This is a genomic window from Pseudoxanthomonas sp. PXM02, from assembly GCF_014851805.1.
Lineage (GTDB): Bacteria > Pseudomonadota > Gammaproteobacteria > Xanthomonadales > Xanthomonadaceae > Pseudoxanthomonas_A.
Genome location: NZ_JACVAK010000001.1, coordinates 1,140,627 through 1,164,869 on the forward strand (window position 1 = coordinate 1,140,627; position 24,243 = coordinate 1,164,869).

31 protein-coding genes are annotated in these 24,243 nt (G+C 67.7%); 9 read left to right on the plus strand and 22 right to left on the minus strand.

The window, feature by feature from the left end:
* Positions 1-4: 4 nt before the first annotated feature.
* From pdxA to IB225_RS05565, 5 genes are read left to right on the plus strand one after another with little or no spacing between them, the layout of a single operon-like run.
* Entirely contained in the window at positions 5-979 is a 975-nt protein-coding gene (gene pdxA, locus IB225_RS05545) for a 4-hydroxythreonine-4-phosphate dehydrogenase PdxA (protein WP_192310200.1), read from the plus strand.
* Positions 980-1,028: 49 nt separating this feature from the next.
* The gene (gene rsmA, locus IB225_RS05550) at positions 1,029-1,817 is read left to right on the plus strand and encodes a 16S rRNA (adenine(1518)-N(6)/adenine(1519)-N(6))-dimethyltransferase RsmA (RefSeq protein WP_192310201.1); all 789 of its coding nucleotides are present in this window, start codon (positions 1,029-1,031) and stop codon (positions 1,815-1,817) included.
* A gap of 59 nt (positions 1,818-1,876) precedes the next feature.
* Positions 1,877-2,257 (plus strand): Co2+/Mg2+ efflux protein ApaG, encoded by a 381-nt coding sequence (apaG, locus tag IB225_RS05555; protein ID WP_192310202.1) that lies wholly within the window; start codon positions 1,877-1,879, stop codon positions 2,255-2,257.
* A 12-nt stretch (positions 2,258-2,269) separates the two neighbouring features.
* The gene (locus IB225_RS05560; RefSeq protein ID WP_192310203.1) at positions 2,270-3,124 is read left to right on the plus strand and encodes a symmetrical bis(5'-nucleosyl)-tetraphosphatase; all 855 of its coding nucleotides are present in this window, start codon (positions 2,270-2,272) and stop codon (positions 3,122-3,124) included.
* A 2-nt stretch (positions 3,125-3,126) separates the two neighbouring features.
* Positions 3,127-3,789, plus strand: a complete 663-nt coding sequence (locus IB225_RS05565) for a DUF1287 domain-containing protein (protein WP_192310204.1) — start codon at positions 3,127-3,129, stop codon at positions 3,787-3,789.
* On the opposite strand, the gene IB225_RS05570 is transcribed toward IB225_RS05565, so the two are convergent.
* The 8 genes from IB225_RS05570 to IB225_RS05605 form a co-directional block, all read right to left on the minus strand.
* Positions 3,786-4,283, minus strand: a complete 498-nt coding sequence (locus IB225_RS05570) for a dihydrofolate reductase (protein WP_192310205.1) — start codon at positions 4,281-4,283, stop codon at positions 3,786-3,788. The genes IB225_RS05565 and IB225_RS05570 overlap by 4 nt on opposite strands.
* A 6-nt stretch (positions 4,284-4,289) precedes the next feature.
* Positions 4,290-5,084: a thymidylate synthase gene (locus IB225_RS05575; RefSeq protein ID WP_192310206.1), complete on the minus strand. Its 795-nt coding sequence runs from the start codon at positions 5,082-5,084 to the stop codon at positions 4,290-4,292.
* Positions 5,085-5,106: 22 nt separating this feature from the next.
* Complete coding sequence (lgt, locus tag IB225_RS05580) at positions 5,107-5,994, minus strand: prolipoprotein diacylglyceryl transferase (protein ID WP_192310207.1); 888 nt, start codon at positions 5,992-5,994, stop codon at positions 5,107-5,109.
* 83 nt (positions 5,995-6,077) lie between these two features.
* Positions 6,078-6,569, minus strand: a complete 492-nt coding sequence (locus IB225_RS05585) for a TPM domain-containing protein (protein WP_192310208.1) — start codon at positions 6,567-6,569, stop codon at positions 6,078-6,080.
* Entirely contained in the window at positions 6,569-7,462 is an 894-nt protein-coding gene (locus IB225_RS05590; RefSeq protein ID WP_192310858.1) for a TPM domain-containing protein, read from the minus strand. Before IB225_RS05590 ends, IB225_RS05585 begins: the two co-directional genes overlap by 1 nt.
* A gap of 18 nt (positions 7,463-7,480) precedes the next feature.
* Positions 7,481-8,122 carry a LemA family protein gene (locus tag IB225_RS05595; RefSeq protein WP_192310209.1) on the minus strand — a complete coding sequence of 214 codons (642 nt, stop codon included), beginning with the start codon at positions 8,120-8,122 and terminating at the stop codon, positions 7,481-7,483.
* A gap of 156 nt (positions 8,123-8,278) precedes the next feature.
* Positions 8,279-9,013: a TerC family protein gene (locus IB225_RS05600; protein ID WP_192310210.1), complete on the minus strand. Its 735-nt coding sequence runs from the start codon at positions 9,011-9,013 to the stop codon at positions 8,279-8,281.
* A 29-nt stretch (positions 9,014-9,042) separates the two neighbouring features.
* Positions 9,043-9,423 (minus strand): diacylglycerol kinase, encoded by a 381-nt coding sequence (locus IB225_RS05605; protein WP_192310211.1) that lies wholly within the window; start codon positions 9,421-9,423, stop codon positions 9,043-9,045.
* Positions 9,424-9,724: 301 nt separating this feature from the next.
* Between IB225_RS05605 and IB225_RS05610 the strand changes: the two genes are divergently transcribed.
* On the plus strand, positions 9,725-10,369 hold the full coding sequence (locus tag IB225_RS05610; protein WP_345776596.1) for an SGNH/GDSL hydrolase family protein: 645 nt from the start codon (positions 9,725-9,727) through the stop codon (positions 10,367-10,369).
* 21 nt (positions 10,370-10,390) lie between these two features.
* On the opposite strand, the gene IB225_RS05615 is transcribed toward IB225_RS05610, so the two are convergent.
* From IB225_RS05615 to IB225_RS05650, 8 genes are all read right to left on the minus strand, one after another.
* Positions 10,391-10,768, minus strand: a complete 378-nt coding sequence (locus IB225_RS05615; RefSeq protein WP_192310212.1) for a VOC family protein — start codon at positions 10,766-10,768, stop codon at positions 10,391-10,393.
* A complete protein-coding gene (locus IB225_RS05620; protein ID WP_192310213.1) occupies positions 10,747-11,463 on the minus strand; it encodes a hypothetical protein in 717 nt (238 codons plus the stop codon). The genes IB225_RS05615 and IB225_RS05620 overlap by 22 nt, the downstream gene beginning before the upstream one ends.
* Positions 11,464-12,420 (minus strand): isoaspartyl peptidase/L-asparaginase, encoded by a 957-nt coding sequence (locus tag IB225_RS05625; RefSeq protein WP_192310214.1) that lies wholly within the window; start codon positions 12,418-12,420, stop codon positions 11,464-11,466. It lies immediately after the preceding gene.
* A 78-nt stretch (positions 12,421-12,498) separates the two neighbouring features.
* Positions 12,499-13,740, minus strand: a complete 1,242-nt coding sequence (locus IB225_RS05630) for an ABC transporter permease (RefSeq protein WP_192310215.1) — start codon at positions 13,738-13,740, stop codon at positions 12,499-12,501.
* The gene (locus tag IB225_RS05635; protein ID WP_225583279.1) at positions 13,737-14,462 is read right to left on the minus strand and encodes an ABC transporter ATP-binding protein; all 726 of its coding nucleotides are present in this window, start codon (positions 14,460-14,462) and stop codon (positions 13,737-13,739) included. Before IB225_RS05635 ends, IB225_RS05630 begins: the two co-directional genes overlap by 4 nt.
* A gap of 2 nt (positions 14,463-14,464) precedes the next feature.
* On the minus strand, positions 14,465-16,000 hold the full coding sequence (locus IB225_RS05640) for an efflux RND transporter periplasmic adaptor subunit (RefSeq protein ID WP_192310217.1): 1,536 nt from the start codon (positions 15,998-16,000) through the stop codon (positions 14,465-14,467).
* A 96-nt stretch (positions 16,001-16,096) separates the two neighbouring features.
* A complete protein-coding gene (locus IB225_RS05645; RefSeq protein WP_192310218.1) occupies positions 16,097-17,368 on the minus strand; it encodes a HAMP domain-containing sensor histidine kinase in 1,272 nt (423 codons plus the stop codon).
* Positions 17,369-17,417: 49 nt separating this feature from the next.
* Complete coding sequence (locus tag IB225_RS05650; protein ID WP_055940490.1) at positions 17,418-18,119, minus strand: response regulator transcription factor; 702 nt, start codon at positions 18,117-18,119, stop codon at positions 17,418-17,420.
* 133 nt (positions 18,120-18,252) lie between these two features.
* On the opposite strand from IB225_RS05650, the gene IB225_RS05655 reads away from it, so the two are divergent.
* Positions 18,253-18,591: a DMT family protein gene (locus tag IB225_RS05655; RefSeq protein WP_192310219.1), complete on the plus strand. Its 339-nt coding sequence runs from the start codon at positions 18,253-18,255 to the stop codon at positions 18,589-18,591.
* A gap of 10 nt (positions 18,592-18,601) precedes the next feature.
* On the opposite strand, the gene IB225_RS05660 is transcribed toward IB225_RS05655, so the two are convergent.
* The 5 genes from IB225_RS05660 to nudE are packed head-to-tail and all read right to left on the minus strand — an operon-like array spanning position 18,602 to position 21,456.
* The gene (locus IB225_RS05660) at positions 18,602-18,904 is read right to left on the minus strand and encodes a DUF962 domain-containing protein (RefSeq protein WP_192310220.1); all 303 of its coding nucleotides are present in this window, start codon (positions 18,902-18,904) and stop codon (positions 18,602-18,604) included.
* 16 nt (positions 18,905-18,920) lie between these two features.
* Entirely contained in the window at positions 18,921-19,244 is a 324-nt protein-coding gene (locus IB225_RS05665; protein WP_192310221.1) for a YnfA family protein, read from the minus strand.
* A 25-nt stretch (positions 19,245-19,269) separates the two neighbouring features.
* The gene (gene mazG, locus IB225_RS05670) at positions 19,270-20,091 is read right to left on the minus strand and encodes a nucleoside triphosphate pyrophosphohydrolase (protein ID WP_192310222.1); all 822 of its coding nucleotides are present in this window, start codon (positions 20,089-20,091) and stop codon (positions 19,270-19,272) included.
* On the minus strand, positions 20,075-20,911 hold the full coding sequence (gene cysQ / locus IB225_RS05675; protein WP_192310223.1) for a 3'(2'),5'-bisphosphate nucleotidase CysQ: 837 nt from the start codon (positions 20,909-20,911) through the stop codon (positions 20,075-20,077). The genes mazG and cysQ overlap by 17 nt, the downstream gene beginning before the upstream one ends.
* The gene (gene nudE, locus IB225_RS05680; RefSeq protein ID WP_162337791.1) at positions 20,908-21,456 is read right to left on the minus strand and encodes an ADP compounds hydrolase NudE; all 549 of its coding nucleotides are present in this window, start codon (positions 21,454-21,456) and stop codon (positions 20,908-20,910) included. Before nudE ends, cysQ begins: the two co-directional genes overlap by 4 nt.
* Before the next feature lie 74 nt (positions 21,457-21,530).
* Here nudE and bioA point away from each other — a divergent pair, with 74 nt between their 5' ends.
* Both bioA and IB225_RS05690 read left to right on the plus strand, forming a co-directional pair.
* Positions 21,531-22,931: an adenosylmethionine--8-amino-7-oxononanoate transaminase gene (bioA, locus tag IB225_RS05685; RefSeq protein ID WP_192310224.1), complete on the plus strand. Its 1,401-nt coding sequence runs from the start codon at positions 21,531-21,533 to the stop codon at positions 22,929-22,931.
* Positions 22,922-23,653 (plus strand): 16S rRNA (uracil(1498)-N(3))-methyltransferase, encoded by a 732-nt coding sequence (locus tag IB225_RS05690; RefSeq protein WP_192310225.1) that lies wholly within the window; start codon positions 22,922-22,924, stop codon positions 23,651-23,653. Before bioA ends, IB225_RS05690 begins: the two co-directional genes overlap by 10 nt.
* 109 nt (positions 23,654-23,762) lie before the next feature.
* Here IB225_RS05690 and IB225_RS05695 read toward each other — a convergent pair whose 3' ends face one another.
* A complete protein-coding gene (locus IB225_RS05695) occupies positions 23,763-24,233 on the minus strand; it encodes a chemotaxis protein CheW (RefSeq protein WP_192310226.1) in 471 nt (156 codons plus the stop codon).
* Between the last annotated feature and the right edge of the window lie 10 nt (positions 24,234-24,243).

A 24,243-nucleotide genomic window follows, 5' to 3' on the forward strand; every position in this document is an offset into this window, starting at 1 on the left:
TGACGTGACACCCCGGCTGGCGCTGGTCCCAGGCGAGCCGGGCGGCATTGGACCGGAGTTGTGCGTGCGGCTGGCGCAGCAGCCCCGGTCGGACTGCACCCTGCTTACCTTCGGTGATGCGGCCACGCTCGGCGCGGCCGCCGAAGCACTTCACCTCCCACTCCGACTGCTGGCGGAGTCCGAGGTCGCCCGCCAGCCTGGCGACCTCCGCCTGCACCCCATCCCAAACGCCGCCGCCCACACCTTCGGCAGCACGGAACCGCGCAACGCACGCGCGGTGATCGATGCCCTGACGCACGCGGCGGACGCCTGCCTGCGCGGCCAGCTCGATGGCCTCGTCACCGGGCCCGTACACAAGGCGGCCATCAACGCCGGCGGTATCGCCTACAGCGGGACGACCGAGCTGCTGGCCGAACAGGCACGCTGCCCGGTGGTGATGATGCTCGCCAACGACATCGTCCGCGTCGCGCTGGCCACCACGCATCTGCCGCTGCGCGACGTCCCCGATGCCATCACTCCGGACGCGCTCGCGCAGGTGCTGCGCATCACGCATGCCGCCTTGTGCAGCGACTTCGGCATCGCTGATCCCGTCATCGCCGTGCTTGGGCTCAACCCGCATGCTGGCGAAGCCGGACACCTCGGGCGCGAGGAGATCGAGGTCATCGAACCGCTGCTGCACGCCTTGCGCGCCGACGGCATGCGCCTGGAAGGCCCCCTGCCGGCCGATACCGCCTTCCTGCCGCAGAAGCTGCAAGGCTTCGATGCCGTGGTTGCGATGTACCACGACCAGGGCTTGCCGGTGCTCAAGTACAGCGGCTTCGAGCAGGCGGTGAACCTGACGCTGGGTCTGCCCTATCCACGCGTGGCCGTGGACCATGGCACGGCACTGGACCTGGCCGGCAAGGGCGTCGCCGATCCGTCCAGCCTGTTCGCCGCCGTCGCGACCTGCGCACGGATGGCAGCCCGGCGCAGGGCCTGAAAGACGGCTGCGACCGACGCGAGGTGCGGCATTCCCGCATAATTCCCGCATGTCGCATTTCAAGGCTCCCCCCAAGAAGTCCCTCGGCCAGCACTTCCTGACCGACCGCAGCTACATCGACAAGATCGTGATGGCGGTGAACCCGCAGCCCGGTGACCGGCTGGTCGAGATCGGGCCAGGTCAGGGCGCGATCACCTTCCCGCTGCTGCGCAAGCATGGCGAGCTGACCGCCATCGAATTCGACCGCGACCTGATCACGCCACTGATGGAAGCGTCGGAAGGGGTCGGACGGCTGACGATCATCCACAAGAACGTACTGGACGTGGACTTCGGCAAGCTGGCCGGCGACGAAAAGCTGCGCCTCGTCGGCAACCTGCCCTACAACCTGTCGTCGCCGATCCTGTTCCATGCCATTGAGCACGCAGCCTCGATCCACGACATGGTCTTCATGCTGCAGAAGGAAGTGGTCGACCGCATGGCCGCCGAACCCGGCAGCAAGGTCTATGGCCGTCTCAGCGTGATGCTGCAGGCTTACTGCCGCGTGGATTCCCTGTTCGTCGTGCCGCCGGGCGCGTTCCGTCCGCCGCCCAAGGTGGATTCGGCGGTCGCACGACTGGTGCCACGCGATGCGGCAGCGATTGGCATCGCCGACCATCGGCGTTTCGAGGAGGTCGTGCGCGCCGCGTTCGGCCAGCGCCGCAAGACCTTGCGCAATGCACTGGGTGGCACCTGTTCGACCGAGCAGATCGAAGCGGCCGGCCTGCGCCCCGATGCGCGCGCCGAGCAGATCGAGGTCGAAGGCTTCGTCCGCCTCGCCAACCTGCCGGCGGAAGGCTGACCACGCACGCCGTCGCGGCGTTGTTTCCGCTTTTACACGCCTTTGCATACACTTCCCGCATGGATTCCCCCGACTACGCCATCGACGTCGATGTCGCCACGCGCTTCCTGGACGACCAGTCCACGCCCGAGGACGGGCGCTACGTGTTCGCGTACACCATCTGCATCCGCAATCGCGGCAACGTGCCCGCGCAGCTGTTGCGCCGCCATTGGGTGATCACCGATGCGAACGGCAAGGTGGAAACGGTGGATGGCGAAGGCGTGGTCGGCGAGCAGCCCTGGCTGAGGCCGGGCGAGGATTTCCGCTATACCTCGGGTGCCATCCTGGAAACCTCGCTGGGCACCATGCAGGGACGCTACGACATGCTGGCCGATGACGGCACCCGCTTCGACGCTCCCATCGCTCCGTTCACCCTGTCCGTCCCGCGGACCCTGCACTGAGGCCCCGGCGCGATGAGTGTCTGGGCCATCGGCGACCTGCAGGGCTGCTACGACGCCACGCAGCGTCTGCTTGAGAAGATCCGATTCGATCCGGCGCAGGACCGCCTGTGGTTCTGTGGCGATCTGGTCAATCGCGGTGGCCAGTCGCTGGAGACGCTGCGGCTGGTCTACTCGTTACGCGACCGCAGCACCACGGTACTCGGCAACCACGACCTGTCGCTGCTGGCCATCGGCGAGCGGTCGCCGGATGAGCAGCGCAAGGTCAACCCCGACCTGCAGCGCGTGGTGCTCGCCGACGATGCGCGCGTACTGCTGGACTGGCTGCGCCTGCAGAAGCTGGTGCACGTCGACCGCGACCTCGGCTGGATGATGGTGCACGCCGGCCTCGCGCCGAAGTGGACTACCGCGCTGGCCGAGAAGCATGCGCGCGAAGTCGAACAGCAACTGCATGGCAACGCCTATCGCAAGCTGTTCCGCAACATGTATGGCGACAAGCCGAACTGGGCGCCGCACCTGTCCGGCCACGACCGTTCGCGCGCCATCATCAACGTGCTCACGCGCATGCGTTACTGCACGCCGCGCGGACGTATGGCGATCGAAGAGAAGGGTGCACCCGGGCAGCAGGCACAGGGCCTGTACCCCTGGTATGAGGTTCCCGGGCGTGCCGAACGCGACCTCAAGATCGTCTGCGGCCACTGGTCCACGCTGGGCCTGATGATCGGCCACGGCGTGCATGCGATCGATACCGGCGCCGTGTGGGGCGGCAAGCTGACTGCATTGCAGCTGGATACCGACGAGATCCGCCTGGTGCAGGTGCCCGGTCGCGACGTGCCGCCTCCGCCGAAGGGCGAGCTGCCGAAGGATTGAGCATGCGGCGGGCGTGGCTGTCGACGCTGTGCCTGCTGATCGTCCTGCTGGCTGCGTGTCGCGCGGACGCGCCTCCCGCACCTGCGCAAGATCCGGCACCGATAGCGACGCGGGCGGACGCTGTTCCCGCGCAGCCCTCGCCTCCGCTTGTCGCTGCGGCACGCGCGCAGATCGGGGTCGTTCGCATCTACGACCCGACCTACTTCGGCCTGTCGTATCCCGGCGGCGACGTGCCGGCCGATCGCGGTGTCTGCACCGATGTGGTGATCCGCGCGCTGCGCACGCAGGGTCTGGACCTGCAGCAGGCGATCCACGAGGACATGCGCGCGCACTTCGATGTGTATCCGCAGCAATGGGGCCTGAGCCGCCCCGACCGCAACATCGACCATCGCCGCGTGCCCAACCAGATGCGCTGGTTCGCGCGGCAGGGATGGGAGCAGGATATCGGCCAGTCCGCCGACGATTTTTCGCCGGGCGACATCGTCGCGTGGAAGCTCACGGGCAGCGGTCTGCTGCACATCGGCATCGTGTCGGACCGCCGCAGCCACGACGGGACGCCGCTGATCCTGCACAACATCAACGCCGGCACACAGGAGAACGACCTCCTGTTCCATCACACGATCATTGGCCACTACCGCGCACCGGGGGCGCTGCCGAGCGGCTAGCGCGCGCGGTGGTACTCCACGAAGTCGAACGCCAACGCGTGCTTCGCATCCGCCGGATGATGCTCGCGTGCCGTCTCACGCCAGTCCGCAGTGTCGAATGCCGGAAAGAACGCATGCGCGTCGTCGACCACGGTGTCCACCTCTGTCAGGTGCAGCACATCGGCGCGGTCCAGCGTCAGCGCATAGACCTCACCACCGCCGATGACGCACAGCTCTTCTGCCTGCTGCGCTTCGGCGATCGCGACCGCTTCATCGACGGATGCAACGGCCTGCATACCCTCGAACGGCACGCGGCCACTACGGGTCAGCACCAGATTCAGCCGACCGGGAAGTGCGCGACCGAGTGACTCGGCGGTCTTCCGCCCCATCAGCACCGGCTTGCCCAACGTCAGCGCCTTGAACCGCTTCAGATCATCCGGGAGGCGCCACGGCAGATCGTTGTCGCGACCGATCGCACGTTGGCGATCCAGTGCGACGATGAGGGAGATGCGCACCGGGACCTAGACCGCCACCGGCGCCTTGATCGCCGGAAGCGGATCGTAGCCGTGGATCTCGATGTCATCGAAGGTGAAGCCGAACAGGTCGGTCACTTCCGGATTGAGATGCAGTTTCGGCAGCGCACGCGGCGTGCGCGACAACTGCTCGCGCGCCTGCTCGTAGTGATTCGAGTACAGGTGCGCATCACCCAGCGTGTGCACGAAATCGCCCACGCCCAGCCCGGTCGCCTGCGCCACCATGTGCGTCAGCAGCGCGTAGCTGGCGATATTGAACGGCACACCCAGGAAGATATCGCCGCTGCGCTGGTACAACTGGCAGCTGAGCTTGCCGTCCACCACGTAGAACTGGAACAGCGAGTGGCACGGCATCAGTGCCATCTTCGGCAGCTCGGCCACGTTCCAGGCACTGATCACCAGGCGGCGCGAATCCGGATTGCGCTTGATCTCGTCCACCAGCCACTGCATCTGGTCGATGGTCCTGCCGTCCGCACCTTCCCAGCTGCGCCACTGCTTGCCGTACACCGGCCCCAGCTCGCCATGCTCGTCGGCCCACTCGTCCCAGATGCTGACCTTGTTGTCCTTCAGGTAGGCGATGTTGGTCTCGCCCTTCAGGAACCACAGCAGCTCGTGGATGATCGAGCGCAGATGCAGCTTCTTGGTGGTGACCAGCGGGAAGCCTTCGTTGAGATCGAAGCGCATCTGCCAGCCGAACACGCTGCGCGTGCCGGTGCCGGTGCGGTCCGACTTCTCGGCGCCCTGTTCCAGTACGTGGCGCAACAGGTCGAGGTACTGCTTCATGCCTTGTCTCCGGCGAAGGGCTTCATGCGGTCTGCTTGCCGGCATCCGGCGGCGGAACAACGGGCTGCAACGTCGGCGAACGGCGCGACAGCCACAGCAGGTACAGGCCCAGCAGCACCAGCGGCACGCTGAGGATCTGGCCCTTGGTCAGCCAGTCCCACGCCACGTAGTGCCCCTCGTCCGGCACGCGGACGAACTCGACCAGGAAACGGAACACGCCGTACATCAGCGCGAACAGGCCGGATACCAGATAGCGTGGCCGCGGCTTGCGCGACACCGCCCACAGCACCACGAACATCACCAGGCCTTCCAGGAACGCCTGGTAGAGCTGCGACGGATGGCGCGCGAAAGGGTCCAGCGCGCCCGCGGCGTACTGCGCCTGCAACTGGACGGCATCCAGGCTGCGCAATGCGGGATCGGTCGGGAAGATCACGCCCCAGTCGCTGTGCGTCTGCTTGCCCCACAGTTCGGCGCCGATGAAGTTGCCTAGCCGGCCGAAGCCCAGCCCCGGCGGCACCAGCGGTGCGACGAAATCCATGGTGTCGAAGAAGTGCAGCCGATGCTTGCGCGACCACCACAGCGCCGCCGCCATCACGCCGAGCAGGCCGCCGTGGAAGCTCATGCCGCCCTCCCACACCTTGAAGATCGACAGCGGATTCTCCAGGAAGGTCTCGAAGCCGTAGAACAGGACATAGCCGAAGCGGCCTCCCAGCACGACACCGAGCATCGCGTAGAACATCAGGTCGGAGAAGGCGTCCGCATTGACGCCGGGCAGGCGCCCCTGCGACGCGCGCTGGCGGCCCAGCCACCACGCAACGACGAACGCGAGCAGGTACATCAGGCCGTACCAGTGCAGCTTGACCGGACCCAGCGAGAAGATGATCGGATCGATCTGGTGGAGGTAGATCATGCGCCTCGGCTTGGCCGGTGGGGATGGGCTATTTTGCCCCAGCACGTACGCGCGTGGATGACCGCGGACCGCACCGGCGTCCCTCAATCCAGCAGATGGGGCCGGTTCGGCAGCTCATCCTCGTCCGGCTGTCCGTCGGACTGCGGGAAATGCCGCGCCAGATGATCCGACACCGCGCGGATGCCTTCCAGGATCGCCTGCTCGGGATGGTCTGCCCGCATCTCCGCCTCGATCAGGCGGCACACCGCGGACCATTCCGCATCGCTCACCCGCCCAGTCAGTCCGCGGTCGGCCACGATCTCGATCCGGTGGTCGGCCAGCAGCAGGTAGATCAGCACGCCGTTGTTGGCGTCGGTGTCCCAGGTACGCAGGCGGACGAACGCTTCGTGCGCGCGCTCCCGCGCCTGCATGCCGGCCAGCAGCGCGCCGGGCGGCAGATTGGACTCCACCGCGAACATGACCTCGCCGCGGTGCCCGCGTTCACCGTCGGCGATCGCCTGGGTGATGCGCTGCAGGCTGTCCTCCGGGAACAGCCTGCGCGAAGACGGAGCGAACAGATGGCGCAGCAGCCTCATCACCAGCTCCCCGAGGCGCCACCGCCTCCCGACATGCCGCCACCGCCTCCCCAGCCGCCTCCACCCCCTCCGCCGAAGCCGCCGCCTCCCCCTCCGAAACCACCGCCTCCCCAGCCACCGCCGCCGAAGCCACCCCAGCCGCCGTGGCGGGCAAAACTCCCGGACGAGCCGGCGAGCAGACCGTAGAACAGGCCCAGGATGCCCGCGAAGGCTGTCAGCGGAATGATCGATGACAGCAACAGCACCACACCACCGGCCGCGCCACCGGTGAACACACCGCGCAACAGTCGGGGGGCACGACCGAATACGCCGCGGACCATGGTGGCAACGACGAACGCTGCGAACAGGGCGAACAATGCGCCGCTTCCGCCACGGGCCTGGCCGGTGCGGTTGTCGCTCACCGGTTCGGGCAACGCTTCACCATCGACCAGTTTCACCAGCACCGCCGTCGCATCGGTGATGCCACCGGCGAAGTCGCCGGCGCGGAACTTCGGCACCAGATACTCCTGGATGATGCGGTTGGCGATGGCATCGGGAATGGCGCCTTCCAGCCCGTAGCCCGTGTGGATGCGCACGCGGCGGTCATCCTTGGCGACCACCAGCATGACGGCATCGTCCACGCCCTTTCGCCCCAGCTTCCACTGGTCATAGACGCGCTGGGTGTAGTCGAAGATGTCTTCAGGCTGCGTGCTGGGCACGATCAGCACCTGCAGCTGGCTGCCCTTGCGCTGCTGCAGCGCCAGCGCTTGTTGCTCGAGTTGCTGCTTCTGCGCGGCATCGAGCGTGCCGGTGGTATCGACCACCGGCGAGTCGAGCGCGGGAATCGCCGCCAGCGACTGCGCCCACGCGGGCGCGAAGGTGAGCAGCAGGCAGAGCGCCAGCGCGCGCAGCATGGGCATGCCCGGAGGCGATCAGTTGTCCGGCGACGGCGGAGGCGGCGGTGTCGGAGCCTGTGGTGCGGAAGGCGCGGGCGCACCGAAATCGACCGCCGGTGCGTCCGAGATCGCGGCCTCGTTCTCGACCGTGAAGTTGGGCTTCTCCTTCGCGCCGGTGATCTTGGCGGTGATCACCTGCGGGAACTGCCGGATATAGGTGTTGTAGTCCTGCACTGTCTGGATGTAACGGCCACGCGCGACGGTGATGCGGTTCTCGGTGCCTTCGAGTTGCGCCTGCAGATCGCGGAAGGACTGGTCGGACTTCAGGTTCGGGTAGTTCTCGGTGACCATCAGCAGCCGGTTCAATGCACCGGACAGCTCGCCCTGCGCCTGCTGGAACTGCTGCAGCGAGGCAGCATCGTCGGCGTTGACCTGGATCTGGCCGACACGGGCACGCGCATTGGTGACGTCGGTCAGCACCTGCCGTTCCTGCTGGGCGTAGCCCTGCACGGTCTTGACCAGGTTGGGAATCAGGTCGGCGCGGCGCTTGTACTGGTTCAGCACTTCCGACCAGCCTGCCTTCACCGCTTCATCCTTCTGCTGGATGGCGTTGTAGCCGCAGCCGGACAGCATCACGGTCAATATCACCAGCAACCACATCCGCGAGAACGAACGCATGGCACGGCACTCCCTGGAAAGGACGCGCCGATTGCAGCACCTTGCCCATGACCGCGCAAGCGTCGTCCGGGCAATGCCGTGCGTTGTTAGTCGGCCGTGAAAGCAGAAGGGCTCCCGACGGGAGCCCTTCCTGGAGAACGCGGTGGCAGTGGATGCTTACTCGCGCAGCATGCGCTGGTTGGCGCGCTTCTTCGCCCACAGGTTGAGGCACTCGACCAGCGCCGAGAAGCCCATCGCACCGTACAGATAGCCCTTCGGGATGTGCATCTCGAAGCCATCCAGCAGCAGGTAGGCACCGACCGCCACGATGAAGGCCAGCGCCAGCATCTTGATGGTGGGGTTGTTGTCGATGAACTGGCCCAGCGGCTTGGCCGCCAGCAGCATCACCGCCACCGCCAGCAGGATCGCCGCCACCATCACCGGCGTGTGGTTGGCCATGCCGACCGCGGCGATCACCGAGTCCAGCGAGAACACGATGTCGATCACCGCGATCTGCGCGATCACGCCGGCGAACGACACGGCCGGACGCGTGTGCACGTCTTCCGAATCGGGCTCGCCCTTCACCAGTTCCAGGATTTCCTTGGTGCCCTTCACCAGCAGGAACACGCCACCGAGGATCAGCACCAGGTCGCGCACCGAGATGCCCTGGCCGAACAGGGTGAACAGGTCGCTGGTCAGGCCAGCCAGCCAAGCCAGCGTCAGCAGCAGCAGGATGCGGGTGATGCACGCCACGGCGATGCCGAACTTGCGCGCGACTTCGCGCTGATGCGGCGGCAGCTTGCTGACCGCGATGGAGATGAAGACCAGGTTGTCGATGCCCAGCACGATCTCGATCGCACTCAACGTGATCAGCGTGATCCACACCTGCGGATCGGTTAGCAGTTCCATCATCGGGGAATACCTTGGTTCAGATCAGGAGTTCAGAGGTAGCGGGGCACGAGGATCAGGCCCCAGCACAGCAGGACGTTCATCATCAGCACGAAGACGGCGGCGGAGCCCATGTCCTTCGCGCGGCCGGCGAGCTCGTGGTGTTCCGGGCCGTAGCGCTCGATGACGGCTTCCACGGCGGAGTTCAGCAGTTCGGCTGCCAGCACCAGCAGGCAGCTGCCGATCAGCAGCGCGCGCTCGATGCCGTCCTGGCCCAGCCACAATGCCAGCGGCGCCATCACGGCCAGCAGATAGACCTCGAGGCGGAACGACGACTCATGGGTCCACGCCGCACGCAGGCCCTGCATGGACCACACCGCGGCCTTGAGGATGCGGCCGGGGCCGCGGGGAAGATGTCCGGTTTCGTCAGCCATGGGTGGGTCGATGCGAAGGAGGCCCCGCATCGTCCCCGGCCGGTCAGGCGGAGCCTGTGCCAGCGGGCGTCGGATCGGGTGGAACAGGCGCGGGCGTCGCGCCAAGGCTGCAATTTTGCCACAACGTGGCCCCGCGCCGGTTTGCATCACCCGTCCCCGGCTGGTCCACTAGGGTTCGCCTGAACCGAAGGAGCCTTCTCCCGTGCCTTTGCCGACCCCCCTGCGTCCTGCCGTGTTTGCCGGCGCCCTGCTCGCCCTGCTCACCGCCTGTGCCGGCAGCCCGTCCACGGCGTCCGGCCCCGTGTCGGAGGGCCCGGCCGCGTCCGCGACAACCGCGCCGCGCATCCCGGAGCAGGTATCCAATGCGGCATGGGAGACCGACATGCAGCGCTTCGCCGCCGAGGATGCGCAGTCGCCCCCGCCGCGCGGCGGGGTCGTCTTCACGGGCAGTTCGTCGATCCGCCTGTGGGACACGCTGGCGCAGGACTTTCCCGGCGTACCGGTGATCAACCGCGGCTTCGGCGGCTCCGAACTGCGCGACAGCACGTGGTACGCGGACCGGACGATCGTGCGCTACGCGCCGCGGCAGATCCTGATCTACGCCGGCGACAACGACCTGCACGCCGGCCGCACCCCGCAGCAGGTGCACGCGGATTTCGTCGCGTTCGTCGAGCGCGTGCGCCGCGACCTGCCGAAAGCGAAGATCGCCTATATCAGCACGAAGCCAAGCCCGTCGCGCGCACAGCTGCTGCCGGCGCAACGTGAAGCGAACGCACTGGTAGCCGCCGAAGCCAAGCGCCTGGGCGTGGACTACATCGACATCTTCACCCCGATGCTGGACGCCAGCGGCCAACCGGACGAGGCGCTGTTCGTCGAAGACCGGCTGCACATGAATGCCGCCGGCTACGACATCTGGCAGCGGGTGATCACTCCCTACGTGAAGTGACCACTCGCGCGCGCCGGCAGGTCAACGCCGGCGCGGTGCGCCCTCGTTCTGGTGCAGGCTCAGCATGTTGCCGTCCGGATCGAGGAAATCCAGCGTCAGCCCGCCATCGGGCGCCTCGCTGACCGGCACCACGATCTCCACCCCCTTGGCAGCCAACGCCTCCGCATGGTCGTCGATGCCGCCATCGAGGCTGAAAACGACAACCGGCGATTCGCCCGCACGCGCCGGCCGCGGAATGAACACCAGCGCCAGTTCCCCTACCTCGCCCATCGCGAACGGGCCGTCATGCCCGTCCATGGCGTCGATCGGGAGGCCCAGGGTGTCACGATAGAACGCCACCGACCGGGCCAGATCGGAGACGAAGAACACGATGGCGCCTACCTTGCAGTGCGTGAGCATGGGATGTCCTCCTGTGTGATTCCCTTCTGTCCGTTGCCGCGGGAAGGCGATGTGTGAGCACCGGCGTCGATCAGGATCAGGTGCCCGTCCGGATCGTGCGTCCCCAGCCCCTCACCAGCCTGCATCGCGGCCTTCAGTGCGCGCCGGGCCAGGCCGAACGGGAGATCGACGCTGCGCGCCGGGTCGCGCACGTACGCCAGCGCGATGCTCTCCGCCCGCGCCGTCGGAGACTGTGCGGCGAGCGCCTTGCGGATACGGGTCAGGCGCTGGCGGAATGCCGTCGGTTCGATACGCAGGATCCAGCGGATCTCGTCCGCCGACAGTCCATGCAACGCAAGCACTGCAAGCCGCCGCGCAGAGGGCGGCAAAATCGCGAGCCAGGGCAGGTGCGTCGACGGCGCTCCGGATTCCTGCAGCGCTACCGGTTCAATGGTGTCGCCTCCCAACAGTCCCGCCTGTGCTTCACGCCGGCGTCGGCGGACCGCCGTACGCGCAGCCATCGCTGCCTGACGGCGCAACACGCCCGAGAGCCAGGGCAGATCGTGGCGGCCGGCGACCAGTCCGGCGAGCAGGGTTTCCTGCACCAGATCGTCTGCTTCATCCGCACGCCGGCACAGCCGCAGGGCCTGGGCACGGAGCGTGCGGTGAACCGCGAGCGTCAGGGCGTCGTCCCTGTCTCCCGACGATGCCGTCACTCAGACGTCCTGGTAGATGGCGGTGCCGCGCGTGCCGTCAGGCCGCACCCAACCGCGGTACATGCCGCGCGTGTTGAGGATCAGCGCGAGGTTGCCGTCGCGGTCGACCGCGATCGCACCGCCGTCGCCGCCGTGCTGCGGCACCTCGCCCAGGATGACGTCCTCCACCGCATCGCGCAGGCGGTCACCGCGGTAGGCAACGCGTGCGGCGATGTCGTGGGCCGCCGCATTGCGGATGTAGAACTCGCCCCAGCCGCTGCACGACACCGCGCAGCGCGCATCGGCCCAGGTACCCGCGCCGATCACCGGCGAATCCCCGACGCGGCCCCAGCGCTTGTTGGTCATGCCGCCGGTGGAGGTGGCCGCGGCAAGGTGCCCGCGACCGTCAAGCGCCACCGCGCCGACCGTGCCGAAGTACTTGCCACGCAGATCGTCGTTGCCGTGCCAGGCCTGCTGTTCGCGCTGCTGCGCATCACGCAACTGCGCGCGCCGTGCTTCGGTCGAGAACCAGCCGTTCGGTACGCGCTCGATGCCCGGCTGGGTGTCGGCGAACTGCTCCGCGCCATCGCCGATCAGGAACACGTGCGGCGAATCCTCCAGCACGCGCCTCGCCAGCCGCACGGGATGGCGCACCGTCATCACGCCCGCCACGGAACCGGCACGACGGTGGCGTCCGTCCATGATCGACGCGTCGAGTTCGTGCCGGCCCTCGGCGGTGAACACCGCGCCGCGACCGGCATTGAAGTGCGGGGAATCCTCCAGCACGGTGACTGCCGCTTCCACCGCATCCAGCGCGTTGCCGCCGGTGGCGAGGATGGCGTGGCCGACATCCAGCGCACGTGCGAGTTCGGCGTGGATCGCGGTTTCCAGTTCGGCACCCAGGCTGCCGGGCTCGATCACGCCGGCGCCTCCATGGATGGCCAGTGCAAGCGGCCGGCGGGACGAATGCGGGCTCATGGCGCAGGCACCACCGGAGGGCGCGACGGGCCCTCAGCATACTCCCGCCCCCGCACCGCACCAGCCCCCACCGATGGCCTATTGCGAGCGCAGCGCCTCGATGGGATCGAGCTGCGAGGCCTTGCGTGCCGGGTAGTAGCCGAAGAACAGGCCGGTGGCGATCGAGAAGCCGGCAGCCAGGCCGATGACCTGCCCGTTCAACGCGACCGGCAACTCGCTGAACTTGCCCACCAGCAACGCACCGACCACGCCGATCAGGATGCCCAGCACACCGCCGCCCAGCGAGAGCAGCATGGCTTCGGCGAGGAACTGCCGTCGCACGTCACCCGGTCCCGCACCGACCGCCATGCGCAGGCCGATCTCGCGGATGCGCTCGGTCACCGACACCAGCATGATGTTCATGATGCCGATGCCGCCGACGATCAGCGAAATGGTCGCCACCGCGCCGAGCAGCAGCGACATCAGCTTGGTGGTCGCGGTACGGGTCGCGACGATCTCGGAGATATTGCGGACGTTGAAGTCGTCCTCTTCGCCCGGATTGATCTTGTGGCGCTGGCGCAGCAGCGCTTCTACCTCGCCCTGCACGTAGCTGAGGTCCTTGGCATCGGCCACGGTCAGCGCGACCTGCTGCACGGCGCCCGGCGGCAACCCCATCGAGCCCATCAGGCGGCGGCGCGCGGTTTCCAGCGGCACCATCATCACGTCGTCCTGGTCCTGCCCGAAGCCGCCCTGCCCCTTCGGCGCTAGCGTGCCCACCACGGTGAACGGCACGCGGCCCAGGCGCACGGTCTGGCCGACGCCACTGTCTTCGCCGAACAGCGTGCGTCGCACGGTTTCGCCAAGGATCACCACCTTGTCGGCGCTGGAGTAATCCTGCGCGTCGAAGCCTTCGCCGTTGGCGATGACCCAGCTGTTGATGTCGAAGAAATCCGCCTGCACACCCTGCCAACTGGTCGAGGCATTGTTCTCGGCGAACACGATCTGCGTGTTGCCACGCAACGCACCGGCCACGTACTGCACTTCCGGGATCTCGTTGCGGATCGCGTCCACGTCGCTTTCCTTCAGCGTGTAGAAGCTGCTGGAACTCATGCGTACGCCACCACCGCCAGGACCGCGGCCCGCACCCGGACTGATGTCCAGGCGCTGCGAACCCAGGCCGGACACCAGCTTGTGGATCTCGGCCTGCGTGCCCTGGCCCACCGACACCATGACGATGACGGCGGCAATGCCGATGATCACACCCAGCGAGGTCAGTGCGCTGCGCATCCAGTTGCCGCGCAAGGCATGCAACGCGGTGCGCAGGATGTCGGAGAACTTCATGGCCGGCCTCCCGCGTGGTCCGTGTCTTCGTGCAGTTCGCCATCGCGCATCACCAGGATGCGGTCGGCATGCGCGGCGACTTCGGCGTCGTGGGTGATCAGGATGACGGTGTGGCCGTCATCGCGCAGGCGCTTGAACAGCGCCAGGATCTCCTCGCCGGTCTTGCTGTCCAGCGCACCGGTGGGCTCGTCGGCCAGCAGGATCGGCGGCTGGTTGATCAGCGCGCGCGCGATCGCCACGCGCTGCTGCTGTCCGCCGGAGAGTTCATTGGGGCGATGGCCCGCGCGCTCGGCCAGACCCACCGCGGCCAGCGCCTGGCGCGCACGCTCGGCGCGCTCGCCGGGCGGCACCTGCGCGTAGCCCAAGGGCATCGCCACGTTCTCCAGCGCGGTCATGCGCGGCAGCAGGTGGAAGCCCTGGAACACGAAGCCGATCTTCTCCCGGCGCAGGATAGCCAGTTGCTCCGCGTCGAGTGTGGCCACATCGATGCCGTCGCACAGGTAATGGCCATCACTGGGCGTGTCCAGGCAACCGATCAGGTTCATCAGCGTGGACTTGCCCGAACCGGATGGCCCCATGATGGCGACGAAGTCGCCACGGTCTACGCGCATGTCCACGCCACGCAAGGCGACCACTTCCGCCTCGGTACCGGCGGAGTACACCTTGCCCAGCGCATGCGTCTGGATGACCGGCACGCGGTCGTCGACCTTCGCGGACGGCATGCTCATTCCTTCGCGCGCTCGCCCACGACCACCACATCGCCTTCCTTCACCGCGCCGGACACTTCGGTGCTGGTGCCGTCGCTGGCGCCCACGCGCACCTGCTCCATCTCGGGCTTGCCGTTGACCAGCTTGTAGATGGGCGCGCGCTTGGCGCCCAGCAATGTGCGCAGTTCGCCATCCCAGCGCTGCTTCTGCTGATCGTCCAGGGTGGCGCGGAACGGCGCGAAATCCTGCTGCATGCGCTCGGCCATGCGCTGGCGGATCTGCGCTTGCATGGCGCCGCCGCCACTGCTGTTGCCGCCGGGACGCGGGCCACCGCCCGGTCCACCGAACATGCTCGCGCCACCGCGCTGCTGCGCCTGCGCCGCACGCGCGGCCTGGCGCTCGCGCAATGCCGCCAGCGCGGTGTCGAACGCGGCCTGCTGTTCCGGCTTCAGCTGCAGGCTGCCGGCCACGCGCACCAGGTCGTCACTGACGCCGCTGCCGCCTCGGTTCTGGCCGCCCTGCGGCGCCTGCGTGGTGGCCGTCGCGTTGGCTTCCTCGCCGGTCGGCTTGTAGCGCAGCGCGGCGTTGGAGATCTTCAGGATGTTGTCGCGCTTGCTGACCTCGATCTCGGCGTTGACCGTCAGGCCCGGCAGCAGCGTGCCATCGCTGTTGTCCACGCTGACCACCACCGGATAGGTCACCACGTTGCTGGTGGTGGTGGCCGACAGGCGCACCTGCTGCACCTCGCCGCGGAACTGGCGATCGGCGAAGGCGTCGACAGTGAACGATACCGCCTGCCCGACCTTGACCTGGCCGATATCGGCCTCGTCGACGGCCAGTTCGATCTTCATCTTCGACAGGTCTTCGGCGATGGTGAACAGTTCCGGCGCCTGCAGGCTGGCGGCCACGGTCTGGCCCGGCTCGATGGTGCGGGTCAGCACCACGCCGTCGACGGGCGAACGGATGACGGTGCGGTCCAGGTTGACGCGGGTGGTCTGGGTGGACGCCGTCTGCTGGCGGATTGACGCCTGCGCCGCGTTGACCTGTGCGCGCGCCTGGTCGCGCGCGGCGCGGGCCAGGTCGACGTCGCTCTGCGCGACCAGCTTCTGCGTGCCGAGGTCGGCCTTGCGCGTGTAATCGAGTTCGGCATTCGCCAGCGTGGCCTGCGCCTGCTTCAGGCTGGCCTGGGCGTTGGCGATCTGCGCATTGCCCTGTTCGATCTGCGCCTCGTAGGTGCTGGGATCGATGCGCGCCAGCACCTCGCCCTTCTTCACCTCGCTGTTGTAGTCGACCAGCACGTCGGTGACCTGGCCGGAGATCTGGCTGCCGACGGTGACGGTGGAAATGGCGCTCAGGGTGCCGGTGGCCGAGATGGCCACGCGTATGTCGCCGCGCTCGACGGTCGCGGTGCGATAGGCGCTCTCGGCGCCGTCGGCCTTGCGTGCGGTCCAGTACCACGCCCCAGCACCGAGGATCGCGACAACAGCGACCCCGAGCAGGATCTTGGGCAGGGGGGATTTCTTGCGGGGGGCGGTGCGTGCTGGCTGGCTCATGCAGTGAGTCGGCTTGGAGAGTGGGGAGTCGGGAACGGGAACGCGCCGGAGGCCGCCGCGTTGACAGCCTGCGGCGCCGGTCAGTTCCCGTATAGATTACGGAACGAAGCGGATCGTCGCCGTGGTTCCGCGTCCCAGCTCGCTGTCGAGCTCGATCTTCCAGCCGAAGCGGTCGCACAGGCGACTGACGATGGACAGCCCGAGGCCGCTGCCGTGCGGGCGCGAGGGATCGGCCCGATAGAAGGGTTCGAACACCCGCTGCATCGACTCGGCCGACATGCCGATGCCGGTGTCCCGCACGACCACACGGTCCGGCTCCAGCAGCACGTCGATGCGACCGCGGTCGGTATAGGCGCAGGCGTTGCGCAGCAGGTTGCTGACCACCACTTGGAACACGCGCGGCGGCGCATGCAGGCGCGGGCGCGCATGCAGCGTGACCTCCAGGTCGACCGGCTTGTTGAGCAGCAGCGTGCGCGCGTTCTCGGCTTCGTCCATCACGATGTCGGCGACGTCGAAGTCCTCGCTCTGCGGTTCCACCTCGGCCTCGCGGGCGAGGATCAGGAAGGCGTCGATCACCGCTTCCATGTCGCGACCCGCGCGCTGGATGCGTTGCAGGGCACGCGCGACGCGCGGCGGCGAATCCTCCGCCATGCCCATGTCGGTGGCCACGCGGATGACCGTCAGCGGCGTCCGCAACTCATGGCTGGCATCACGGGTGAAGTCGCGTTCGCGCGCGACGTGTGCGCTGACGCGCTGGGCCAGCCCGTGCAGCGCGGCGGCCAACTGGCGTGCTTCGCCCTGCACATCGTTCGGCAGGCGATCGGCGGCCAGGGCACTGACGTCGGGGCGGCGCGGGTCCCACTCGGACACCTGCCGCGCCAGCCAGCTGACCGGCGACACCAGCCGCTTGGACGCGCGATAGGTCAGCCACGACACCAGATAGATCGCGACCAGGGTCATGATGATCGGCACCGTGCCGAAGTAGAACGCCAGCCGCTCGGCCTGCGAGCGCAGGAAGACCAGGTACAGGCGACCCTGCGGCTGCTCGTCGACCAGCACCAGCAGGTCGTCGGCCTTCAGCTCGTGGAAGCCCGGGGTGAGATCGCGCAGGTTTTCGGGCAGCACCAGGTTGGAGTGCCCCTTCACCACCAGGTAGCCGCGCAGATTGAAGGTGTTCGGCGGCGGTTGCGCCGTGCTGGCGCTGTAGAGCTCCCAGAAATGCGCGGCTTCTTCCTGCAGCGCGGTGTTCATCAGGCTGTGCTTGATGACCGCCGAAATCAGGTAGACGCCCAGCACGATAGCCAGGCTGACCATCACGGCCTGCAGGATGAAGGCGATCCTGAGTTTGCGGGGCAGGCCTTGGCGCATGGGAGGTCGTCGGGCGAAGGCGGGAGTATGCCGCGCGCCGACGGGCGGGTCAGCCGATGTCGGCGATACGGTAGCCCGCGCTCTGCACGGTATGCAGCAGCGGCTTGTCGAACGGCTTGTCGATTACCTTGCGCAGGTTGTACAGGTGGCTGCGCAGCGTGTCCGAATCCGGCAGTCCGTTGCCCCAGATCTCGCGCTCGATCTCCTGGCGCGTCACGACGCGCGGCGACTCGCGCATCAGGATCGTCAGCAGGCGCAGGCCGATCGGCGAGAGCATCAGTTCGGTGCCGCCGCGGGTGGCGCGCATGCTGACCGGATCGAGCACCAGGTCGGCGACTTTCAGCACTTCGGCACCCACCTGGCGGCGCTCGCGGCGGATCAGCGCTCGCAGGCGGGCTTCCAGTTCCTGGATCGCGAACGGCTTGGTCAGGTAGTCGTCGGCGCCGGAGCTCAGGCCGGTCAGCTTGTCGTCCAGGGTGTCGCGCGCGGTCAGCATCAGCACCGGCGTGGACTTGCGCGCCTCGGTGCGCAGCCGCTTGCAGACTTCCATGCCGTCCAGGCGCGGCAGCATCAGGTCGAGTACCAGCACGTCGTAGCTGTTCTCCACCGCCAGGCGGTAACCGTCCAGGCCGTCGGTGGCGTAGTCGACTTCGAAACCGCGACCTTCCAGATACTCCCCGATCATCTCGGAGATATTGCGGTTGTCTTCCACCACCAGCACCAGACCCGCGGTTTCCTGACTGTGTCGCATGACGGCTCCTTTGAAAAGGCTTCAGGTTTGTGAAACTACCGGGGCACCGGTAGACACCGCGTGAAGACGCCCTTTCCATTCAGCCAGCAGTTGGGATTACGCTTCGCCCTCCTCTCCCGACGGCGCCCCCGCCATGCTCGAACGCGTCCTGCCTCTCGCCCTGCTGCTGGCGTCCAACGTCTTCATGACCTTCGCCTGGTACGGGCACCTGAAATACAAGTCGGCACCCCTGTTCGTGGTGATCCTGGCCAGCTGGGGCATCGCCTTCTTCGAGTACACGCTGATGGTGCCGGCCAACCGCATGGGCAGCGCGGTCTATTCGGTGGTGCAGCTGAAGACGATCCAGGAAATCCTGACCCTGCTGGTCTTCGCCGGTTTCAGCACCTGGTACCTGGGCCAGCCGCTGAAGTGGAACCACTACGCGGCCTTCGCGCTGATCGTGGGCGCGGCATTCCTGATGTTCTACGAGTAAGGCGTTGAGGTCAGAACCGGATCTTGCCGGTGAGGATGTCCTTGAACATCACCCAGTCGCCGGCAAAGGAATAGAACGGGTGTTTGAAGGTGGCCGGCCGGTTCTTCTCGAAGAAGAAGTGGCCCACCCAGGCGAAGCCGTAGCCGCAGAACAGCGCCGCGAGCAGCCACCACGCGTTGCGCTCGACGATGGCCAGCACCAGCAGCGCCAGCACGCCGCAGCTGCCGATGAAGTGCAGGCGCCGCGAGGTGCGGTTGCTGTGCTCGTTGAGGTAGAACGGATAGAACTCGCGGAAGCTGGCGAAGCGGCTCATGTCCCCTCCCACAGGGTCAGGCGGCGCGTGGCGCGAACATGATCACCGCCATGCCGGCCAGGCACAAGCCAGCGCCGAGCAGGTCCCAGCGCGTCGGCTTCACCGCGTCCACCGCCCACAGCCATGCGATCGCCATGGTGACGTAGACGCCGCCGTAGGCTGCATAGACACGGCCCGACGCCGTGGGATGCAGCGTCAGCAACCAGGCGAACAGTGCCAGGCTGGCCGCCGCCGGCACCAGCAGCCACACGCTGCCTTCCTTGCGCAGCCACAGGTACGGCAGATAGCAGCCGACGATCTCGGCCAGCGCGGTGACGAGGAACAGCAGCAGGGTCTTCATGCGGCAAGCCTACCGCAGGCACGCGTCAGTCCGGCGAGCGCTCTTCGACCTTCACCCGGGCCCACAGCGCCTCCTGCTGCTCCAGCGACAGCGCGGACATGGTGGTGCCGTCCTCGGCAGCCAACGCTTCCATCGCACGGAACCGACGCTCGAACTTCAGGTTGGCGCGGCGCAGTGCGCCGCCCACATCGACCTTGGCATGGCGCGCCAGGTTGGCGGCGACGAACAGCAGGTCGCCGATCTCGTCTTCGAGCCGCACATCGCGCTCGGGCGATGGCGCGGCCGCGAGTTCGACACGGACTTCGTCGATTTCCTCATGCAGCTTGTCGATCACCGGCGCCGTGCCCGGCCAGTCGAAGCCCACGCGCGCCGCGCGCGACTGCAGCTTCACCGCGCGCTGCCATTCGGGCAACCCGCGCGAAACACCCGCGAGCGCGGAGTTATCTTCCTCACCTGCCGCCTTGCGCTCGGCGGCCTTGATCGCTTCCCAGTTGACCGTCTGGGCTTCGGCATCGGCGAACGAGGCATCGCCGAACACGTGCGGATGACGCCTCACCATCTTGTCGCAGATCGCATCGACGACGTCACCGAACGCGAACGCACCCTGCTCCTGCGCCATCTGCGCATGGAAGACGACCTGCAGCAGCAGGTCGCCCAGTTCGTCCTTCAGCGCCGGCATGTCGCCACGATCGATGGCATCGGCGACCTCGTAGGCCTCTTCCACCGTGTACGGCGCGATGGTCGAGAAGTCCTGCTCCAGATCCCACGGGCAACCGCCGTCGGGATCGCGCAGGCGGGCCATGATGGCCAGCAGCCGCGCGATGTCGCCGTCATGCGCTGCGGGCATGTCCATTCGTGTCGTCCTGCGCCTGCGCCAGCCAGGTCCGCCACGGCAGCGTCATGTCGCCCAGCGCGACGAAGTCGCCGTTGAGCAGCGTCTCGCGGCGGTTGTAGCGGAACGCGCGACCATCCGGCGCCAACAGCGCGCCACCGGCGGCTTCCAGTACGCACTGTGCGGCGGCCGTATCCCACTCGCTGGTCGGGCCGAAGCGCGGGTAGACGTCGAGCGTGCCCTCGGCGATGCGGCAGAACTTCAACGAGGAACCCAGCGCGACCGTCTCGATATCGCCCATGCCGTCGAGGAATGCCTGCGTGCGCGCGTCGCGGTGCGAGCGGCTGGCGGCGACCTTCAGCGCGCCCGTGGCAGGCGCACGCGTGCGGATCTGCGCGTCCACGTCGCCGACGCGGCGATAGGCATTGCGGCCCTGCCGCGCATGCCAGGTCTCACCGGTCACCGGTGCGTGTACGACGCCGAAGATGGGTTCGTTCTGTTCGATCAGCGCGATGTTCACGGTGAACTCGCCATTGCGCTTGATGAATTCGCGCGTGCCATCCAGCGGATCCACCAGCCAGTAGGTCGGCCACTGGCTGCGCTCGGACCATGGGATGTCGGCGGCTTCCTCCGACAGCACCGGCCACTGCGGGGTCAGCCGGCGCAAACCGTCGGTGATCGCCTGGTGGGCGGCCATGTCGGCAGCGGTCAACGGGCTGTCGTCGTTCTTGCGCTGCACGTCGAAGGCGTTTGCGTACACGGCCATGATGGCCTGGCCCGCTTCGCGGGCGATGACGATGACGGCTTCGTGCAGGTCGGCGGTCATCCGGCTCATGTCCGCGCGTTCAACCATTCGCGGGCGATGAACAGAGCCGCCAGCGAACGACCTTCCGAAAAATCCTCGCGCAGCATCAGCTGGTCGAGGTCTTGCAACTTCCAGGGCACTACTTCCAACTCCTCGGGTTCATCCCCCGGCAGACGCTCGGGGTACAGGTCTCTTGCCACCACCAGCCAGGACTGGTGGCTCATGTAGGTGGGTGCCAGGGTCAGGGCACGCAGCACGTCGAGGCGGCGCGCGCCGAAACCGGCTTCTTCCTTCAGTTCGCGGTCGGCCGCCTGCTCGGGCGTCTCGCCAGCGTCGATCCGGCCCTTCACCAGGCCCAGTTCGTAGCGGTGCATGCCGGCGGCGTATTCGCGCACCAGCAGCACCGTCTCGTCGTCCTGCATCGGCACCACCACGACCGCACCATGGCCCTGCGAGCGAAGACGGTGGTAGCGGCGGCGCTCGCCGTTGCTGAATTCCAGATCCAGCTCCTCGACATGGCGGTCCGGCCCGTCGGTGCGCTGGGTGATCCCGTGGATGGTCGGCAGGCGGCTCATGCGATGGAGCGGCATCCGCACGCGCCACGCAAGGCGTGGCGACGGCAAGGGGCGGTGCCCGATATCATGAGGGGATGCGACAACAGGATCATCAGACGGGAATGCTAGCAGAGGCTGACGAGTGGCGTGCCCGTGATTTGTCGGTGCTGTGGCATCCCTGCACGCAGATGCGTGAGCACCCGCACACCTTGCCCCTGGTACCGATCGCCCGTGGCGAGGGCGCATGGCTGGTCGGCCACGACGGGACGCGCTACCTGGATGCGGTGAGCAGTTGGTGGACCAACCTGTTCGGCCACGCGGAACCGCGCATCGGCGCCGCCATCGCGGCGCAGGCGCAGTCGCTGGAGCAGGTCATGCTGGCCGGCTTCACCCATGCGCCGGCGGTGGAGCTGGCCGAACGGCTGCTGGCGATCGCGCCACGCCAGCCCGGCCGCGCGCCGTTGGCCAAGGTGTTCTATGCCGACAACGGCTCGGCAGGCGTGGAAGTGGCGTTGAAGATGGCGTTCCACTGGTTCCACAACCGCGGCGAGCATCGCCGCACCAAGTTCATCGCACTGGAAAACGGCTACCACGGCGAAACGCTGGGGGCGCTGGCAGTGGGCGACATCCCGCTGTACCGGCGGGTCTATGCGCCGCTGCTGACCGAAGCGCTGTTCGCGCCCTCCCCCGATGCCTACCTGGCGCAGCCGGGCGAATCGCCTGCCGAGTGCGCCAAGCGCGCTGCCGATGCGCTGGCGACGTTGCTGGAACAGCATCCGGGTGAGGTCTGCGCGGTCATCGTCGAGCCGCGCGTGCAGTGCGCCGGCGGCATGCGCATGCATCACCCGGACTATCTGACCCGCGTGCGGGAACTGTGCAACGCCCACGGCGCGTTCCTGATCGCCGACGAGATCGCGGTGGGTTTCGGACGCACCGGCACGCTGTTCGCCAGCGAGCAGAGCGGCGTGATGCCCGACCTGCTGTGCCTGTCGAAGGGCCTCACCGGCGGCTTCCTGCCGCTGGCAGCGGTGCTGGCCACGCAGGCGCTCTATGAAGGCTTCCTCGATGATTCGCGCGAGCGCGCCTTCCTGCACTCGCACAGCTACACCGGCAATCCGCTGGCCTGTGCCGCGGCGCTGGCGTCGCTGGAGATCTTCCGTGCCGACGACGTGCTGGCGCGCAACCGCGTGACTGCGCGCGCGATGGCGACCCTTGCCGAGCCGCTGGCGACGCATCGCCACGTGGCCGACGTCCGCCAGGCCGGCATGATGCTGGCGTTCGAGCTGACCCAGGACGGCGACAAGGCCACGCCCTTCCCCACCACCGCCCGCATTGGCCTGAAGGCCTATCGCGCTGCGCTCGCGCGCGGCGTGGTACTGCGACCGCTGGGCGACGTGCTGTACTGGATGCCGCCCTACTGCGTGGATGAAGACGCCTTGCAGTTGCTCGCCGACGTCACCCGCCACGCCATCGACGAGGCCACCTCATGCGCCTGACCCGTTGCCATGTCGACACCGGCCTGACCGTCGGCACGTCGATCGCACTGCCCGACACCGCCGCCAACCACGTTGCCCGCGTGCTGCGTATGCGCGAGGGCGACGGCTGCGTGCTGTTCAACGGCGACGGGCATGACTACGACGCCCGCATCACCGCGATCAGCAAGCGCGGCGTGCTGGCCGACATCGTCGGCGTACGCGCCATCGACAACGAATCGCCGCTGCACGTGACCCTGCTGCAGGGCATCGCACGCGGCGAGAAGATGGACCTGATCCTGCAGAAGGCGACCGAGCTCGGCGTGGCCGCGGTCGTGCCGGTGATGGCCGAACGCACCGAGGTGAAGCTCGATGCCGAGCGCACGGAGAAGCGCGTGGCGCACTGGCGCAGCGTCATCGCCTCGGCCTGCGAGCAGAGCGGCCGTGCACGCTTGCCGACGCTGTCGGCGCCCGCAGCGCTGGTCGATGCGGCGAGCGCTGTCGATACCGGCGCGATGCGGCTGACACTGGATCCTGTCGGAGAGGTCTCGTTGGCCACGGTGCAGGTCACCCGTGGCGCGGTGGTGGTGGCGATAGGGCCGGAAGGTGGCTGGTCGCCGCGCGACCGCGACATCCTGTCGGCCGCGGGATTCACCGGGCTGCGCCTGGGCCCGCGCATCCTGCGTACCGAAACCGCGGGCCTTGCGGCCATCGCTGCGCTGCAATCCCGCTTCGGCGACCTGTAGGGCGGGCCCGAGCCCGCCATCGCACGACATCAGGCCTCCAGGCCGGCGGGCCGAAGCGTCGTGTTCGCGTGGATCGGACGTGGGCGAAGGCCCACCTCGTGGAATCGCGTCAGGCCGCGTTCGCCAGCGCGTCGCCGATCATCGCTTCGACGACTTCCAGATCCGGCAGCACGGCAGCTTCGTCGCCGAGCAGCACGCGCACCTTCACGCCGACGGGAAGGTCTTCTTCCGTCGCGTCGGCGAGCAGGCCATCGCGCGGCACCGATACCAGACGCGGGAACGACGGCGTCAGCAGTGCGAAGTACGGGCGATCCTTGTCGCCGCTCAGCGCCTTCAGCACCACGATCTTGCTGTTCAGCGCGACCGGATCATTGGTGTTGCCGGTCAGCCGGCCGAACGCGACCAGCGGCACCGGCCAACCGTGCCAGTCGATCCGGCCCGGCAGCCAGTCGGGCATGTCCGCGACCGGTTCGACCGGCGCGCGCGTCAGCACTTCGGCGACGGTGGCGTTGGGCAGCAGCAGGCGGTGCTCGCCCGCCTGGATCAGGACGCCGCGGATTTCGTCGTTGGAATGGGCCATCGTATGTTCC